Source organism: Actinomadura sp. 6N118 (genome assembly GCF_044326415.1).
In the GTDB taxonomy this organism is placed as follows: Bacteria; Actinomycetota; Actinomycetes; order Streptosporangiales; family Streptosporangiaceae; genus Spirillospora.
This window is the reverse complement of record NZ_JBIRAZ010000007.1, coordinates 37,756-54,866: the sequence shown is the minus strand read 5'-3', so window position 1 is coordinate 54,866 and position 17,111 is coordinate 37,756. Positions and strand designations below refer to the sequence as shown.

The 17,111-nt window shown below is 69.5% G+C and carries 16 protein-coding genes; 7 read left to right on the top strand and 9 right to left on the bottom strand.

Features of this window, described 5'->3' with window-relative positions:
• The first annotated feature begins 67 nt into the window (after positions 1 to 67).
• Positions 68 to 1,006, top strand: a complete 939-nt coding sequence (gene coaA, locus ACH34W_RS19275; RefSeq protein WP_395962288.1) for a type I pantothenate kinase — start codon at positions 68 to 70, stop codon at positions 1,004 to 1,006.
• Between the two features lie 189 nt (positions 1,007 to 1,195).
• Positions 1,196 to 2,935: a hypothetical protein gene (locus ACH34W_RS19270; RefSeq protein WP_395962287.1), complete on the top strand. Its 1,740-nt coding sequence runs from the start codon at positions 1,196 to 1,198 to the stop codon at positions 2,933 to 2,935.
• 59 nt (positions 2,936 to 2,994) lie between these two features.
• Here ACH34W_RS19270 and ACH34W_RS19265 read toward each other — a convergent pair whose 3' ends face one another.
• From ACH34W_RS19265 to ACH34W_RS19245, 5 genes are read right to left on the bottom strand one after another with little or no spacing between them, the layout of a single operon-like run.
• On the bottom strand, positions 2,995 to 3,711 hold the full coding sequence (locus tag ACH34W_RS19265) for an ABC transporter permease (protein WP_395962286.1): 717 nt from the start codon (positions 3,709 to 3,711) through the stop codon (positions 2,995 to 2,997).
• Positions 3,708 to 4,619 (bottom strand): ABC transporter ATP-binding protein, encoded by a 912-nt coding sequence (locus ACH34W_RS19260; RefSeq protein ID WP_395962285.1) that lies wholly within the window; start codon positions 4,617 to 4,619, stop codon positions 3,708 to 3,710. The genes ACH34W_RS19265 and ACH34W_RS19260 overlap by 4 nt, the downstream gene beginning before the upstream one ends.
• Positions 4,616 to 5,572 (bottom strand): ABC transporter permease, encoded by a 957-nt coding sequence (locus ACH34W_RS19255; protein WP_395962284.1) that lies wholly within the window; start codon positions 5,570 to 5,572, stop codon positions 4,616 to 4,618. The genes ACH34W_RS19260 and ACH34W_RS19255 overlap by 4 nt, the downstream gene beginning before the upstream one ends.
• Positions 5,569 to 6,675, bottom strand: coding sequence for an ABC transporter ATP-binding protein (locus ACH34W_RS19250; RefSeq protein WP_395962283.1), 1,107 nt, complete (start codon positions 6,673 to 6,675; stop codon positions 5,569 to 5,571). Before ACH34W_RS19250 ends, ACH34W_RS19255 begins: the two co-directional genes overlap by 4 nt.
• A gap of 41 nt (positions 6,676 to 6,716) precedes the next feature.
• Positions 6,717 to 7,673, bottom strand: coding sequence for a DUF389 domain-containing protein (locus ACH34W_RS19245; protein ID WP_395962282.1), 957 nt, complete (start codon positions 7,671 to 7,673; stop codon positions 6,717 to 6,719).
• A 133-nt stretch (positions 7,674 to 7,806) separates the two neighbouring features.
• Between ACH34W_RS19245 and ACH34W_RS19240 the strand changes: the two genes are divergently transcribed.
• The gene (locus ACH34W_RS19240; protein WP_395962281.1) at positions 7,807 to 8,484 is read left to right on the top strand and encodes an HNH endonuclease family protein; all 678 of its coding nucleotides are present in this window, start codon (positions 7,807 to 7,809) and stop codon (positions 8,482 to 8,484) included.
• 12 nt (positions 8,485 to 8,496) lie between these two features.
• The gene (locus ACH34W_RS19235) at positions 8,497 to 8,832 is read left to right on the top strand and encodes a hypothetical protein (RefSeq protein ID WP_395962280.1); all 336 of its coding nucleotides are present in this window, start codon (positions 8,497 to 8,499) and stop codon (positions 8,830 to 8,832) included.
• Between the two features lie 170 nt (positions 8,833 to 9,002).
• Here ACH34W_RS19235 and glmM read toward each other — a convergent pair whose 3' ends face one another.
• The 3 genes from glmM to rplM form a co-directional block, all read right to left on the bottom strand.
• Positions 9,003 to 10,349, bottom strand: coding sequence for a phosphoglucosamine mutase (glmM, locus tag ACH34W_RS19230; protein WP_395962279.1), 1,347 nt, complete (start codon positions 10,347 to 10,349; stop codon positions 9,003 to 9,005).
• 245 nt (positions 10,350 to 10,594) lie between these two features.
• Positions 10,595 to 11,113, bottom strand: coding sequence for a 30S ribosomal protein S9 (rpsI, locus tag ACH34W_RS19225; protein ID WP_395962278.1), 519 nt, complete (start codon positions 11,111 to 11,113; stop codon positions 10,595 to 10,597).
• A gap of 127 nt (positions 11,114 to 11,240) precedes the next feature.
• Positions 11,241 to 11,684 (bottom strand): 50S ribosomal protein L13, encoded by a 444-nt coding sequence (rplM, locus tag ACH34W_RS19220; protein ID WP_395962277.1) that lies wholly within the window; start codon positions 11,682 to 11,684, stop codon positions 11,241 to 11,243.
• Positions 11,685 to 12,345: 661 nt separating this feature from the next.
• Here rplM and ACH34W_RS19215 point away from each other — a divergent pair.
• The 3 genes from ACH34W_RS19215 (at position 12,346) to ACH34W_RS19205 (ending at position 16,160) form a co-directional block, all read left to right on the top strand.
• Positions 12,346 to 13,101 carry a CAP domain-containing protein gene (locus ACH34W_RS19215; RefSeq protein ID WP_395962276.1) on the top strand — a complete coding sequence of 252 codons (756 nt, stop codon included), beginning with the start codon at positions 12,346 to 12,348 and terminating at the stop codon, positions 13,099 to 13,101.
• Between the two features lie 233 nt (positions 13,102 to 13,334).
• The gene (locus ACH34W_RS19210; protein WP_395962275.1) at positions 13,335 to 14,324 is read left to right on the top strand and encodes a hypothetical protein; all 990 of its coding nucleotides are present in this window, start codon (positions 13,335 to 13,337) and stop codon (positions 14,322 to 14,324) included.
• Positions 14,325 to 14,348: 24 nt separating this feature from the next.
• Entirely contained in the window at positions 14,349 to 16,160 is a 1,812-nt protein-coding gene (locus tag ACH34W_RS19205) for a hypothetical protein (RefSeq protein ID WP_395962274.1), read from the top strand.
• Here the strand turns inward: ACH34W_RS19205 and truA are convergent, their stop codons facing one another.
• Positions 16,161 to 17,012: a tRNA pseudouridine(38-40) synthase TruA gene (truA, locus tag ACH34W_RS19200; RefSeq protein ID WP_395962273.1), complete on the bottom strand. Its 852-nt coding sequence runs from the start codon at positions 17,010 to 17,012 to the stop codon at positions 16,161 to 16,163. It lies immediately after the preceding gene.
• Between the last annotated feature and the right edge of the window lie 99 nt (positions 17,013 to 17,111).

Genomic DNA, 17,111 nt, shown 5'->3' with positions numbered 1-17,111 from the left:
GCGTCGACGGCCCTCGGAAACCGTACGTCCGCCTGATCTCAGATGACCCGGTGGTTACTGTTCAGCCATGACGAGCGGATGGGACGGCGTGCCGAGCCCCTATGTGGAACTCTCGCGAGAGGCTTGGCTGGGGTTGCGTGAGAACACGCCGCTGCCCCTCACGCCCGGCGAGCTTGACGCCCTGCGCGGGCTGAAGGACCCGATCGACATCACCGAGGTCGAAGAGGTCTACCTGCCGCTCTCGCGGCTCCTCAACCTCTTCTTCCTGTCCGACGGCGGCCTGCGCGACACCATCAGCGGTTTCCTCGGCGAGCCGGTCCAGCCGACGCCGTTCATCATCGGCGTGGCGGGCAGCGTCGCGGTGGGCAAGTCGACCACCTCACGGCTGTTGCGGACACTGCTGGCGCGCTGGCCCGAGCATCCGAGCGTGGAACTCGTCACGACCGACAGCTTCCTGCACCCGAACGCCGTGCTGGCCGAACGCGGGATCATGGACCGGAAGGGTTTCCCCGAGTCCTACGACCGGCGTGCCCTGGTCCGCTTCGTCTCCTCGATCAAGGCGGGCGCGGAGGAGTCCTCGATCCCGATCTACTCCCATCTGGAGTACGACATCGTGCCCGGTGCCCGGCAGACCGTGCGCCGTCCGGACATCCTCATCGTCGAGGGCCTCAACGTGCTCCAGGCCCCGCCCGCCGGATCGCTCGGCGTGTCCGACTTCTTCGACTTCTCGATCTACGTGGACGCGCGGGTCGAGGACATCCGGCAGTGGTACGTGGAACGCCTGTTCGCCCTGCGCCGCACCGCGTTCACCGACCCCCGCTCGTACTTCCACAAGTACGCGCAGCTGGACGAGGACGAGGCCGCCGCGTTCGCCCAGCGCGTGTGGCGCGACGTCAATGAGATCAACCTGGTCTCCAACATCCTGCCGACCCGTGCCCGCGCGACCCTCGTACTCCACAAGGGCCGCGATCACTCCGTGGAACGCATCCGCCTACGCCGCATCTGAAAACCCGCAGCTGAACGCCGCGTCTGAACACCCGCAGCTGACCGGCGCCCCCAGCCGACCGGCATCCAAGCCGACCGGTGCCCTAGCCGACCACCCATTGGAAGACCAAGCTGGCGCTTGGCCGCTATACGGCCGTTATCCGGCGTGTCCACAATGAGAGACAGGTTCGCGCACGCGGGAGGTGCCCCGGTGGGAACGGCGATCCTGGTGACGATGCGGCGCCGCTATGCCGATCTGGTACGGCTGGCATACCTGGCGCTCGACGACGGCGCCACCCCACCCGAAGCCGTGCTCGCGACCGCCCGCCGTGCCGTGCGGCAGTCCGCGCGGGCAGGCCCGGGGGCCTCCTACGCACACCTCCGCCGCCGCCTGGCCCTCGAACTCCTCACGCAGCCGTCACACCATCGGCGCCCGCTCCTCCGCCGGCTGTTCTTCGAGCCCGCGTCCACCACGCCCACCCCCCTCCGCAAGATCCTCCAGCGTTCGTCACCGCACGAACGGCTGGTCTACCTGCTCTCCCGGCTCGAAGGCCTGACCTCCTCCGAAGTAGCCGCCGAGCTGGGTGAAGACCTTCTGGTGAACGCCTGGGACGTCGACCGCACCTGCACCGACATCGACGATCGAACGGACCTCAACCCGGCCGACCAGCAGGCCGAACTCCAGGCCTTCGACCCCACCCTCGTACGCCTCCGGCCGACGCCGTCCCTCCCCATGACGGCCCGGATCGCGCTCGTCCTCACGGCCGTCGTGCTCATCGCCGTCGGGTCCACCACGTACCAGCATTGGCAGAACGCCGGCCGCCCGGGCGACCCGCTCACGCTCGGCGATGATCACTGGAACCAGCACGACGTGCCCAGCCTGGACGTCTGGCCCACCCAGGGAGAGCTGCGCGACGACCGCGCTCTCCTGCGCCGTGCCGCCTCGGCCTGGCGCGACGACCGCCGGGATCCACCGCTCGGCCGTGTCTCGATCATGTACGCGGGCACCGTGGACGAGGCGACCATCGTCGTGATGCACGACAAACCCGGAACGCGGGACTCTCCGATGGTGGCCCAGTACTTCGAACGCCCACTGTCCCGGGGCGTCGAGACGATCCGCCGGCTGGGCAACGACTCCGGTCAGCTGATCATGCTCGGGACGACCTGGCGCTACCTCGTGCCGCCCTGGCTGAGCGACCTCTCGGTGGCACTCCCCAGCGCGCCCACCCCGACTTGGCATCCCATCAAGGTCCAGGACGGCGTGAGCGATCCGCTGAACTGGCGATGGTTCGATCCCGATTGCCAGTCGTACGTCGTCTTCCGCATGCGCCACAAAGGCACAGGATCGATATCGCAGTTGGCCAGTCACAACCCCGAATTCGCCACCCCGCTGATCTGGTTCCGCGACCCCGATCCGGCCCGTGATGACACCGGATTCACCGGCGACCCGGCCCAGTGGACCGCGATCCACTCGCTGTCCTGCGGCGCCGGGATCGCCCTGGCCGAAGCCGGAGATCTGCGCCTCGGCCGCCTGTGGTCCGGTTCCCTCCCCGACAAGGGCGGCCACGCCACCCTGATCTCGATCGACGTCTCCGTCCCGTGGGGCACGCCCGGGATGACCGCGCTGATCTCCGACGAGGGCCGCCTCATGACCGACCGGGGCAGGACCAACGGCGACTACTCCGCCTCGACCGACACCCTCGCGGGCGCCGTCTGGTGGCGTTCCCAGGAACGCTGGCATCTCCTGGCCACCGCCGGGCCCGGCATCGCAAGCCTCAAGATGGTCGGCGAACTGGGCAACCAGGAGGCCCGCCGCCAGGGCCAGGGGACGCGTCTCTTCGTCCAAGGCCCGCCCGCCCGGGGCAGATACCCCAAGACCGGAGGCCTCCCGGTGGTCCAGATCATCGTCTACGAACCGGACGGCGACCACGCCATCATCAGCCCCAGCTGACGCCGTTCAGGGCTGACGTCGTTATTCAGGGCTGACGTCGTCTTTCCGCCCTGGCGCCGTTATTCGGCGCTGGCGACGGAGAGGGAGCGGAGACGGACGGTGGCCAGGGCGGTGCCGGCGACGGTGATGACGACCAGCAGGAGCACGGCGATCGGAAGATCGACGGTGGACGTGATCTGGGAGGCCTCGGTGAGCTTGTCGGCGACCGAGAGGGACCACTGCTGGATGGAGGCCGACTTGGCCCCCGGGGCGAAGTTGCCCAAGAGGATCTCCCAGACCAGCACGTAGATCAGGCCGATCGTGACGGCGTTGCGGCTGATCACGCCCAGGGCGACGAAGACGGCGGCGTAGGCGATGCCGCCGAGCAGGACGCCGACGGTCAGCGCCGGGGTGACCTGGGCGGTGGTACCGCTCATGATCAAGCCGGCCAGCAGGGTGGGGATGACGGCGAAGAGGACGATCAGGACGATCGCCACCATGAGCTTGGTGAAGATGATCACCTGGCGCGGGATCGGCTTGGTGAGCACGTACATGACCTGGCCGTCGTCGATCTCCGGCCCGATCACGCCCGTGCCCGCGATCAGCGCGAGCAGGGGCAGCAACGTGGACAGGCCGAACCTGTGCAGCACGTTCGACGAGACGTCCAGGTCCGCGTAGCCGGTCACCTTCAGCCCGATGGCCAGCACCAGCATGATGAACGGCAGGACGAACAGCAGCAGCGCCCGCTTGCGGCCCAGCATGGCGCGGAACGTGATCATCGCGATTGTGGAGTTCATCGGGCCACCAGATAGGAGAAGACGCTTTCGAGGGACTCGTCGGCGGGCGAGACCTCCCAGAGGCGCACCTTGGCGTCACGGGCCACCTGCGGGAGAAACCAGGTGAAGCGCTGGAAGTCGGTCGCCTCGATCTGCAGGCCCTTCTCGGTGAGCTGGACGCTGCTCGCGGAACCGTCCGCGATGATCGCGGCGGCGAGCTTCCGGTCGTCGGTGGAACGGACGAGGAAGATGTGCGGGCGGTCGGTCATGAGGTGCCGGATGGCCCGGAAGTCGCCGGACGCCGCGTGCCGCCCCGCCACGATCACCTCGATATGGCTGGCCAGCCGCTCGACCTCTTCGAGGATGTGCGAGCTGAACAGGATCGTGCGTCCCTCGGCGGCCATCCGGCGGATGAGCTCCATCAGCTGGATGCGCTGCCGCGGGTCCATGCCGTTGAACGGTTCGTCGAGGAGCAGGACGGGCGGGTCGTGCACCAGCGCGGAGGCCATCTTGATGCGCTGCTTCATGCCCTTGGAGTAGTTGCCGATCGAGCGGTCCTGCGCGTACTCCATCTCGACCTGGGAGATCGCACGCCGGGCCGCCGCGCCGGGATCGGCCAGCTTGTGCAGCTTGGCCATCGCGACGATGAACTGCTTGCCGGTGAGGAAGTCGTACGCCGTCTCACGTTCGGGCACCAGTCCGATGTGCCGGTAGATCTCCGGGTTCTGCCAGAGCGGGGCGCCGTCCAGCGCGACCGATCCGGAGGACGGGGGCAGAAAGCCGCCCATCATGTGGATGAGGGTTGACTTGCCCGCGCCGTTGGGGCCGAGCAGGCCGGTGACGCCGGGGCCGATGTTCATCGAGACCCCGTTGACCGCGACCACGTTCCCGTACCAGCGGGACACGTTCTCCAACCGCAGGACGCTCACGAGAGACCCGCCTTCCGGAACCGGCGGTACAGGACCGCGATCGAGCCGGCCACCAGGGCGGCGCAGACCGCCAGCGCGACCAGCCCGCCCATCACTCCGGACGGCGCGGCGGGCGCGGTCAGCTGCGCGCCGAGCAACCGCACCTGGACGATGTCGACCAGATTGAACGGGGAGAACAGGCCCGCCCACCCGGAGACGGTGAAGTTGTTGGCCTCCGTCTCGGCGATCCCCTGGACGATGACCACGATGGTGCTGCTGATCATGTAGACCGCGATGACCGCCGCCACCCCCAGGCCGCGGCGCGTCGTGAACGCCGCGATGACCAGCCCGATCGCGGCCAGTACCAGCGCGAAGAGCAGGCATCCGGCAAGGCCGCCGAAGTAGTGCAGGGTGTGGTCGACGAGGCTGTCCGGCTTCTTGACCTCTCCGGGGACCATCTCCCCGCTGTCGTCCACCACCGTCTCCATCACCGGCTGCATCTTGTCGGGCCGGGTGACCAGCGCGCCCACGTACAGCAGCGTGACCGGGACCGACAGCAGGATGAAGAGCGCGGTGACGAACGCGCCGAACTTGGCCAGCACGAAGTCGAGGTGACCGACCGGCCGTGAGAAGTAGAGCGGCACGGAGTGGAACCGCAGCTCCCGGGAGGCGATCACCGGCGCCTGCGTGGCCAGGAAGATCGCCACCACGACCTGCATGGTGTACGCGTACGCGGCGTAGCGGATGAGCGCGTTCGGCTCCTTGGTAAAGCCAAGGATCGCGACACTGGCCGCTGCGGGCAGCAACATGACCGCGCTCAGCAGAAACGGCATCACCTTGGCGCGGGCGGGCCTGCCCAGCCCGAACGCAGCGCGCAGATTGTGCACGTACTGAGAGCGCAGCACGTACGCCCGCCCCAGGCGCCGGCCGTCGTAATGCCGGTATCCGATGTCATGGATGGTGCTCGTCGTCATCGCGGCGCCCCCTGAGGTCCCGTAGCCGACGCGTCCTGCGCCCCCGACTGCTCAGAGGCGTCTGATTGCCCCGGCGGCCCCGGCGGCCCCGGCGTGCCCGGCTGGCCAGGCGCAGTCGGCTGCCCCGGCATTCCCGGATGGGGCGCTTGACCGTAGGCGCCTACTGCTGCGGGCTGGGGTTGGTCTGGGTGCTGCGGTGGTGCGGTCTGGGCGGTGGCGAAGACCTCTTCGATGTGGTGGCGGCGCTGCTCCAGCCGGACGAGGCGGAGTCCCAGCTCGGCGATGCCGTCGCGGATCAGGTCGTACGTGGTCTCACCGGCGATGTCGACGACCAGGAAGCGGCCTTCGGGATGGACGCTCACGCCCTGGTCGTACAGCCGCTGCCCCAGCAGGTCGCGTCCCTCGTCCACCTCGACGGTGAGCAAGCCGCTGGCGGCGGTGTACGCCTCGACCGCCTGGGAACGCAGCAGCTTCCCGCCATCGATGATCACGACGTGGTCGCAGATCCGCTCAAGCTCGCCCAGCAGGTGTGAGGTGACCAGCACGCTGATCCCGAACTCGGCGCCGATCCGCCGGATGAGCTCCAGCATCTCGTCGCGGCCCGCCGGATCCAGGCCGTTGGTCGGCTCGTCCAGGAAGACCAGCTTGGGGTCGTGCACCAGAGCCTGGGCCAGCTTGACCCGCTGCTTCATGCCCGTCGAGTAGCCCCCGATGGGCCTGTAGCGCTCCTCGTACAGCCCCACGTGCCGCAACGTGTCGGCGGCGCGTTCGCGGGCGGCGGTGGGCGGGAGGCCGCACATCCGGGCCATGTGGACGACGAACTCGGTCGCCGAGACGTCCGGCGGCAGGCAGTCGAATTCCGGCATGAACCCGACCTGCTCGCGGATCTGCACGCCCTCGCGTGCGATGTCGAGACCGAGGACCGTTGCGTGGCCCGCGCTCGGTGGCTGCAGGCCGAGGAGGATGCGGATGAGCGTCGACTTGCCGGCGCCGTTGGCCCCGACCAAGCCCACGACCCCGGACTCCACGGCCACCGTGAGGTCGTCCAGAGCGGTCACCCTGGGGAACCTCATCGTCAGCCCTTGGGTGGCGATGATCGGCATATTTACGAACCTAGTGGTTCGAACCGCGCCGCACCTCACCCTCAGGTTGTAGGACCTGCGGCTACCTTCCCCCTCCTGCGGAGTACCAGCCGCCACACCACACGTTGCACGACCAGCGTCAGCACCCCCGCGATGACCATGCCGAGGATGTTGACCCCGAGTTGGAGCAGCGAACCGCGGAACTCGTCCCAGTGCCGCAGCGCCATGGCCACGGCGAGGTTGCCCGCCGCCGGCACGGTGGTGACGGAGATGAAGACCCCGACCAGGGCGGACGACTTGGCCGCGGTGAGCGACAGCACCCCGGCGGCTCCTGCCAGCAGGGCCACGATGAACGACCAGCGGTCCGGGCTGTAGATGAACGCGGTCTGCGGCCGCGGCTTGTCCAGCATCCCCGGGCGGATGACGTCGATCATGAGACTTATCTCGGCGCAGACGTAGGTGACCAGGATGGCGATCATGAAGCCGATCACGAGGTTCCGGGTCGCCATCCACACCATCTGTGGCCCTCGGAAGATCAGCCCGTAACAGATCGCGGCCACCGCGGCGAACTCCGGCCCGAGCACCATCGCGCCGATCACCAGCACCGGCGAGTCGATCAGCGCGGCGATGCCGGCGAGCTGCGTGGCCAGCGCCAGGAAGACGATGAAGGACCACGTCAGCTCGGAATTCTCCCGGACGTTGTGCTCCAGCTGCTCCCACACCACGGCGTCGTCGCCGTGCCCTGGCGCCAGCTTCTTGGCCTTGTCCGCCGAGACGGCGAGCGTCAAGTCGATCTGCTCGACGGTGATCGCACCGTCACGCTCAATGCCGAGGTCCTGCAGGGCTTTAATGATCTCGTTGGCGGCCTCGCGGGCGATGTCGCTGGTAACGAGATCACCTTCGGGCGACCGCGCGGCGCCAGGGATCACCACCACGTTCGTCGCCCCGGGATTGTCGGCCAGCGCGGCACAGACCTCGTCGGTACGGCCCGTAGGAACGATCGCTCTCAGGTGCAGCACGCGCAACATCGTGCCGTATGGAGCCCGTCCAAGAAGAGGTGGCCCGCCTTTGTCGGCACAACCCCGTATCCTCGGCACCGTTTGTTTTCTACAAAGCGGGCATATGCCACCAAGGCGACGGACGGGTGACGGTATGACGCGACGGTGGCGCGCAGGCATCGGCGTTCTCTCGGCGTTTATTCTCTCGGCGTTCCTCCTCACAGGCTGCACAGGCGAGGTCGGCCTCACCGATCCCGGGCCCACCCCGAAGGCCTCCCGCCCGGCCGAACGCAGCGTCACGCAGGCCCGCAAAGACCTCGACAGCCTCCGCGTGGCCAGCGAGTCCCGCGGGAGCGGCTACGAGCGCGACCGCTTCGGCACCCGCTGGAAGGACATCGACCGCAACGGCTGCGACCAGCGCAACGACGTGCTCGGCCGTGACCTCCGCGAGGTACGGAAGCGTGGCCGCTGCGTCGTCCTGTCGGGCACGCTGAACGACCCGTACAGCGGGAAGAAGATCACTTTCTCCAAGTCGGACGCCGCCGAGGTCCAGATCGACCACCTCTACCCGCTCGCGCTGGCCTGGCGGATGGGCGCGTCACGCTGGACCGAGGACCGGCGGGAGCAGTTCGCCAACGACCACGACAACCTCCTCGCGGTCTGGGGCGTGCCCAACCGCCAGAAGAGCGACTCGGGCCCCGGCGAATGGAAGCCGCAGAAGGCCTTCCAGTGCACCTACGGCGTCAAGTACGTCGCAATCGCCAAGGAGTACGAGCTCCCGGTCTCCCGTCCCGACCACCAGGCGCTGGAAGGCTTCCTGGAGCGCTGCTAATAGGCTGCGGGCATGAGCAGCAATGACGCTAACGACAGGGCCGCGGCGGACGGGCAGCCTACACAGGATGAGGCAGTCGAGCCTCAGCGGGTTCGTACCGAACGTGGCGTGGGGGCCCGGGCGACCGGGGCCGAGGTCACGGGTGCCTCGGCCACCGGTTTCACGCTACGTCTCGGCAACGCCTTCGGCTCACTGGCCCTGGGCTCGATGGCCCTCGGCGCGATCGCGATCGGGGCTCTCGCCATCGGCAAGCTGGTCGTGAAGAAGGCCGTCATCGGCCAGCTGGAGGCGGGCACCGTCGAGATCAAGCACCTCAAGGTAGGCCGGTTGGAGATCCTCGACGACTGACAGTGTTTGTTAGCCTTCGCGGCCTCGGGACTCGCCTGGCGGCTCGCCCCGAACCGCAAAGGCGGCAAGCGCGACATCGCTTCGCGATCTCTCGTGAAGCTTCGCCTTCGGCTTGCTTCACGACCCGGTAGCGCGCTTGCGTGCAAGTTGGGGTATCTGCGGACGTGAAGTCAACCAGCCAGGGTTGTGCGGACGGTGTCGGCGAGGCGTTCGGCTACGGACTGGGCCTGGTCCTCGGCGGCGGCCTCGACCATCACCCGGACCATGGGCTCGGTGCCGCTGGGCCGGATCAGGACCCGGCCGGTGTCGCCGAGCTCGGCCTCGGCGGTCTCGACGGCCGCGGCCAGCTCCGGTGAGGTCTTGGCGCGGGACTTGTCCACGCCCTTCACGTTGATCAGCACCTGGGGCAGCCGGGTCATGACCTTGGCCAGCTCGTCCAGCGCGCGGCCACGGCGGGCCATCGTCGCCAGCAGGTGCAGGCCGGTCAGCACGCCGTCGCCGGTGGTGGCGTGGTCCAGCATGATCACGTGGCCGGACTGCTCGCCGCCGAAGTTGAAACCGCGCTCCTTCATCGCCTCGAGCACATAGCGGTCACCCACCGCGGTCTCGATCACGTCGATGCCCGTGTCGCGCATCGCGATCTTGAAGCCGAGGTTGGACATCACGGTGGCGACCACGGTGTCGTTCGCCAGCCGTCCCGACTCCCGCAGCTCCGTCGCCAGGATGGCCATGATCTGGTCGCCGTCCACGACGTCGCCGGTGGCGGTGACCGCCAGGCAACGGTCGGCGTCACCGTCGTTGGCGATGCCCGCGTCGGCGCCGTGCGTGCGTACCGCCTCCTGCAACGCCGCCAGGTGGGTGGAGCCGCAGCCGGAGTTGATGTTGAGCCCGTCCGGCGCCACGCCGATCGTGATCACTTCGGCGCCCGCGCGCCGCAGCGCCTCGGGGGCCACGTCGGAGGAGGCGCCGTTCGCGCAGTCGACCACCACGCGCAGCCCGTCCAGCGACACCGGCAACGACGACAGCAGGTGCGCCACGTACTGCTCCACGGCACCGTGCGCGTCGCGCACCCGGCCGACACCGGCGCCCGTCGGGGGCTCCCAGTCCTGGCCCAGGGCGGCTTCGACGCGGTCCTCGACCTCGTCGGCGAATTTGAAGCCACTGCGGTCGAAGAACTTGATCCCGTTGTCCGGCGCCGGGTTGTGCGAGGCGGAGAGCATCACGCCGAGGTCGGCGTCCAGCGCGTTCGTGAGGTATGCCACGGCGGGAGTCGGCAGGACGCCCAGCGTCAGCACGTCGACGCCCGCGCTCGCCAGCCCGGCGACCACCGCCGCCTCCAGGAACTCGCCGGAGGCACGCGGGTCACGGCCCACCACCGCCAGTGGCCGGTGGCCCTTGAACGCCCCCTGCTCCCCCAGTACGCGCGCCGCCGCGACGGACAGATCCATCGCAAGGCGCGCGGTGAGGTCGCGGTTGGCGAGCCCGCGTACACCATCGGTTCCGAAGAGACGACCCACAGCTCAACTCCCAGACAGGCATAGGTCCGCGTGGGCGAGGCGAGAATCGCTCGGCTCCCGCCCCACTCGGACAAATCTAATGGGGAAAGCCCAAGAAAAGGGCACCCGCGCATCGCCGCGAAGCAAGGCGGGGTCTGGGGATCCACCCCCAGACAACACGAACGAGCCGCCGCGCCCGGTCCGATCTTCCATGGGGATCGGCTGGGTGCGACGGCTCGTATCGTCTGTATCGGCTGAAAACCAGATCAGCGCTTGCTGTACTGCGGCGCCTTGCGGGCCTTCTTGAGACCGGCCTTCTTCCGCTCCGGAACGCGAGCGTCACGGGTGAGGAAGCCGGCCTTCTTCAGCGCCGGGCGGTGCTCGATGTTGGCGAACTGCAGCGCCCGGGAGATGCCCAGACGCAGCGCACCGGCCTGGCCGGTGGTGCCGCCGCCGCCGACGCGGACGATGACGTCGAACTGGTTTTCCAGACCCAGCAGCACGAACGGCTCGTTCACGGTCTGCTGCTGGACCTTGTTGGGGAAGTACTGCTCAAGCGTGCGGCCGTTGATGGTCCACTTGCCGGTGCCCGGGACGATCCGGACGCGGGCGATGGCCTGCTTACGGCGGCCGGTGCCGGCGGACGGGCCGGTCGCGACCGGCTGAGCCAGGAACGAGTCGCCCGTGACCTCGGGGCTCTCGGTGGTGTACTCGGACGGGGCGTCCTCGTACGAGTCGTACTCGACGCCCTCGGCGGGCGTCTCGGTGCCGGTGGACTCGTCCACGGTTCTCCTCTTGGGTGTTCTAGCCAGGACGGCTGGCCCGGTCGGTCCTCGGGTGCCCCGGCGGCCGCGCGATGGTGATACGACCGACCCGCTCTCCGGCGCGATGCCGAATGTGCGGTGTTAGTTACTACTGCTTGACCTGGGTGATCTCGAACGGAACCGGCTTCTGCGCCTGGTGCGGGTGCTCGGGACCGGCGTAGACCTTGACCTTGCCGAACATCTGCCGGCCGAGGGTGGTCTTGGGCAGCATGCCCTTGATCGCCTTCTCCACGGCCTTCTGCGGGCTCTTGGCCATCAGGTCGGCGTAGGCCACCGAGCGCAGGCCGCCCGGGTAACCCGAGTGGCGGTAGGCGCGCTTCTGCTCGAGCTTGTTGCCGGACAGCGCCACCTTGTCGGCGTTGACGATGATGACGAAGTCGCCGGTGTCGAGGTGGGGCGCGTAGATCGGCTTGTGCTTGCCCCGAAGCAACTGCGCGACCTGACTGGCGAGCCGACCCAGCACGACATCGGTCGCGTCGATGACGTACCACTGACGCTGGACGTCAGTGGGCTTAGGGGTGTAGGTGCGCACGGTCGTAGGCCTTCGTTTCTTGTCGACTTCTCAGCGGAATCCTGCTCGCGCCGATCAGAGAATGGTCCGACCTGGCGCTCCGGGAGGCCGGGGCCCGCATCGTGCTTGGCACGCAGGGCACACCGACGCATACAACGAACTGGCAGGATACCCAGCCGCGTGGGCATGGGTCAAAACGGCTCGTTGCAACAGTCTCCCAGCCACTCTCCAGTATGCCCCATGGAGCCTGATGCCCGGGCCGGAAACGGACCGCCGCCCTACGGAGATCGGCCGGCCCCTTCGCACAGATACGGAAAGTCCGTTAGCGGCGATCTTCTGATTTGCACGCCATATAAGGATAAGGTGCGGCCGACCGGATCCGCCGCCGGTGAAATCGCCGGCCAGCCTCCCGGGAGCCCCGCTGCCTTCCCCCCGCAGTTCATCAGGCCCGTCAGGCCGTTCACGCCGTTCAGGGCGCCCTGTGGACCCCGCAGGCCCTCCTGCCTCCGGCCCCTCGTGGCAGCCCCGCGCCGACCCTTCAGACCGCTTCGGCGCCGAGTCCTCAGACCGCATCGTCGCCGGCCCCTCCGGCCGCTCAGGGGGCCGCCGCCGCGCCTCCGGTGGCCGGTCCAGAGATCGTGCCGCCGCCACCCGCCGTTCGGGACGATCGAGCTTCAAGACCGTGTTCACTGTCACACTGACGGCCGCGGGCGCCGCCCTCGCCATCGGCACCGGCGTAGCCCTCGACCGCCTCGTTCTGCCCGAGCTGCGTTCCGAGTCGGCATCCGCGTCCGGCCCTGCCGGAAACTCCACGCGACCCGGACCGTCCGTCGCAGGTGCCGGAACAGACAACAGCGCGCCCACCGACAAGGGCACGGGCAATGGCGCGGGAGCCCCCAGGCCCAACGCCGGCGCACCGGCCCCCGGCACGAACGAGAGCACGCCGCCCCTCAAGCCTCTGCAAGGCCCCACGAAGGCCCCGGGCAGTCCGTCATCTTCGCCCAGCCCGGGATCGTCGTCCCGGCCGCCGCAGGGCGGCGGCAACCCCCCGCCCTCGTCTGGCGGGCCGGAGGCCGCGGTCGTGACACTCACCAACAAGGAGCGGGCCAAGGCCGGTTGCGGCGCGCTGCGCAGCGACCAGCGCCTGGCGACCGCCGCCCGGCGGCACTCGGCCGACATGGCCGCCCACGACTACTTCGACCACACCTCACGCAACGGCGACAGCCCCTGGAAGCGCATGGAGGACGCCGGTTACACCAGCCCCGGCGCGGAGAACATCGCCAAGGGCTACCCGACCGCCGCCGCCGTCGTGGAGGGCTGGATGAAGAGTCCCGGTCACCGCGCCAACATCCTCAACTGCAAGCTCCGCGCGATCGGCGTCGGCATGGTCGGCGGCTCCGGCGGACCCTGGTGGACGCAGGATTTCGGCTGGAAGTGACCCTCCCGGCCGTACGGGCCGTGACCTTCCCCAAACCGCCGACGCCCGGTTCGCCCCCATGTCATGGTGGGTGTTCCGAAGGTCCAGAGCTCTGAAAGAGGAACGGTAAGGTCCAAGCCATGGGTTATCCGGGCGAGCAAGGCAAACCCGACGGCTGGCCTCCCGGGCAGTCGTCGCAAGCGCCGTACGGCTCCGGACCTGAACGACCCGACACGGCACCGTACGGCCAGGACATGGACGAATCCCCCTTCTCCCCACGCGAGGGGTCGGGCGGCTTGTACACACCCTGGGGAGAGGAGCCGGGAGCACCGGCCGAGAGCCAGAACGAGTGGTTCTCATCCTCAGGAGCGGGCACGGCGCAGTTCTCGAACGAGGGCTTCGGCGGACCCGCGGACGACCACTTCGGCGGTGGGGCCGACCAAGGCGTACCGCCCCAAGGCGTACCGCCCCAGGGCGGCCGTGGCCCCGTACCGCCCGACCGCAAGTACAACCTCCCTCTGATCATCGGCGGCGCCGTCGTGGCCGGGCTGGTCCTGGTCGGCGGCGGCTTCGGCGCCTCCGCGATGCTCAAGGACGACGAACCGACGAAGCCCGCCGCCGCGACCAAGAGCGACCCGCCCAAGCAGGCCACGGCGCCCCGGCAGCAGCAGCCCTCGCAGCCCCCGCTGACGCCGGTCAAGCTCAAGAGCCGTGCCACCGACCCCAAGCCGATGACGCTGAGCGAGGCGTTCGGCAAGCGCACCTTCGCCTCCGGCGGCGCCAAGTACGTGCGCACCGGCTGGAAGGCGCAGCGCGGCTGCACGGGCATCGTCAACGGCACCGCGCTCGGCAAGGCCCTCAAGAAAGGTGCCTGCTCGCAGGCGCTGCGGGCCACGTTCGCCCGCAGCGACGGCAAGCTCATCGGCACCGTCGGCGTACTGAACCTCAAGACCGAGGTCGCCGCCAAGCTGGCCGAACGGGCCGCCGCCGCCAAGGACGCCTTCCTGCAGCCCCTGGCCGGCACCGGCACCACCAAGAAGATCGGCAAGGGTGAGGCCCTCGGCACCGCCGAGATCCGCGGCCACTACCTGGTGATGACCTGGGTGCAGCGACCGGACGGCAAGAAGATCGCCGCCAAGTACCACAAGGCCGTCTCCACGTTCGGCCAGGAGGTCATCAGGGGGAGCAACCTGAAGTTCGCCCTGACCTACCGCGAAACCGAAGGCAAGCCCTTCCGAAACTGATCGGCGCGAATACGCTGTTTGCCTATGTCTGAAGAACCTCGGGAGTCCGCAGAGGAAGCGGGGACGCCTGCCGTCCCCGCTTCCCCGGCACCCCCGAGCTTCGGGCAGGCCGAGCCCGAGAGCCCGGCGGAGGCGATCGGCTTCTCCCCGTTCGGCCTGGAGAAGCCCTGGTGGGCAGCCGCGGAATCCGAGGAGCCCGACCCCTCGGTCAACATCTCGCGCACGGAAGAGCCAGAGGAACCCCCCACTTTCGACACGCTGGTCGCAGGCGTGGGCGTCCCGAGCGTGGACACCCGCCGTGCCGTCCCCGCCGAGCCCATCGTCCAGCGCCCCAGCCAGACGTTCCCCGACACCGACCCCGACGGCATCCCCGTCATAAGCCAAGACACCCCGACCCCGCCGACCAGCGCAGGCGAGCCGCCCAACACGGGGACGACAGCCGGCACCGACGAGGCAACCCGCACAGGCATGCCGACCGACACAGGCGTGGCAGCCACCTGGGGCGTGCCAGACGACCCGGATGAAGCGGCCGACGCGGTCGCCACGGACCACCCAGACAAGGCAGCTGGCACGAGCGAGCCAGCCAACGCGAGTGAGACACCCCACGCCGGGTCGGCAGCCAGCGACAGCGAGGCGGCCAGCCCCAGCGAGGCGGCCAGCCCCAGCGAGGCGGCCAGCACGGCCGCGCCCGACCACGTGGATGAGGCGGGCGCGGACGGCGCGGCCAGCATGAGCGAGGCGGATGACGCGGGCGACGTGAGCGGAACAGCGTCCGCAGCCGCGGCGGCTGGCGTTGGCGCGGCAGATGCGGGCGAGCCGGACGACGTGGGCCAGGGGGGCGACGACACGCGGGCGGATGACGCGGGCGGGCGTGTTGAGGCGGAGCCTCAGTTCATGGCGGCGCCGGTTCTGATTCCGGACGCGATCCTGGCGCCCGGTATTACGCCGCCCACGGACAGCTCGGTAGTTCCGGTGGAGCCGGAGGCAGAGGCCGAGGAGCAGGCGGAGCCGACGATCATCACGCCGGTTTACCATGCCGAGGGCGGGCTGCCGATCGATGCTGAGGGCGAGGACGGTCCGTCCGAGCAGGCTTTGCTTGACTTCGGCTCGCCGGACGAGGAGTCCGGCGGCCGGCCCTCGGGTGGCAACCGGAAGGTGCTTTTGATCGTGGGTGCGGTCGCCGCGGCCTTGCTGGCCACCGCGGCCACGTTCGCCGTCATCGGCGGCACGTCCGGCGACGGCAAGCCCAAGGCGGCTTCGCCCTCCCCGAGCCGGGCGGCCGTCAAGCCGAGCCCGGCGGCGCCGCCCGCTCCACCGCCTGTGGATATCTCCAGCGAGAAGACCGACCCCCGGCCGCTGGCGCTGGCCGAGGCCTATCCCTCTGGCGCCGTCGACCTGGGCGGGCGCGCGTACATCCGCGACAGGTCCTCGGTGAACCATCGCTGCTCCCTTGCCGCGCGCGGTGCGATGGCGGACGCGCTGACGCGGCAGGGCTGCCGCAGCGTCGTGCGCGTCACCTATCTCGACCGCGGCAGGGCCCTGGCGGTCACCACCGGGATCGCAGCGATGCCGGACAGGGGCGCCGCCCTCAGGGCCAGCAAGGCGGGCTCACCGAGCCGGTACGAGTGGTTCCGCGGCATGGCCGGGCGGCGGTCGCAGAGCATCGACCAGGCCGGCGGCTTTGCCGTGAGCACGGTGCGAGGGCGCTACATCATCTACGCGTACGCGCAGTATGCCGACGGCAGGCGGGCCCAGCCCGACGACCAGACGCTCAAGACGGCCGCGCAGCAGTTCGTGGACTACAGCGTCCGGCCGATCGACGCCCGCGCCACCTGATCAGGAGGCGCAGCTGGAGGGGTCGGCGGTGGCGTTGAGGGTACGGACCCGCCGGGTCTCCTGGGCGCGCTGGGCCAGGCCCTCGTCGTCGGGGTAGCTGATCTCTTCGAGGGACAGCCCGCGCGCGGGCGCCACGTTCACCGCCGAGTCTCGTACGCGGGCGGCCAGCACTTCGGACGGCCACTCGATCTCGCGGCGCCCGTCCCCCACCATCAACATCGCCCCGACCAGCGCACGGACCATGGAATGGCAGAACGCGTCGGCCTGGACGGTCGCCGCCGCTATGTGCCTGCTCTCGCGTTCCCACTCGTACCTCAGCAGGCGCCGGATGGTGGTCGCACCCTCCCGCTTGCGGCAGTACGCGGCGAAGTCGTGCTCGCCCAGTAGCAGCCCGGCCGCCGCGTTCATCCGGTCCAGATTGAGCGGCCGCGGGTGCCAGAGCACGTCGTGGCGGCGCAGCGGCTCGACCCCGACCGGATCGTCGCCGACCCGGTAGACGTACCGGCGCGACAGGGCGGAGAAGCGCGCGTCGAAGCCCTCAGGCGCCACCGACACCCGCCATACCCGCACGTCCGGCGGCAGCAGCCCGGCGAGCCGGCGAGGCATGGTGCCGTTGATCACGGAGTACGCGGCGACGGGGACGACCAGATGGGCCACCTGGCCGCGCGCGTGCACGCCCGCGTCCGTACGCCCGGCGACGGTGAGGACCGGCGGTGGGTCGAGGCGCAGCAGCCTGGCCAGCGCGTCCTCGATCGTGCCCTGGACGGTGCGCTGCCCGGGCTGGCGGGCCCAGCCCGCGAAATCCGACCCGTCGTAGCTGATGTCGAGCCGGAGTCGTACCAATGCGGTCATGTCAGCCTGGGGTTCCTTCTCCAACGCCTCTGTCCACTGCTCGCACGATGCCGTGCTCGCGGAATGCCCGCTGCCTGCGGAGTGCACAGCCGAGCACCC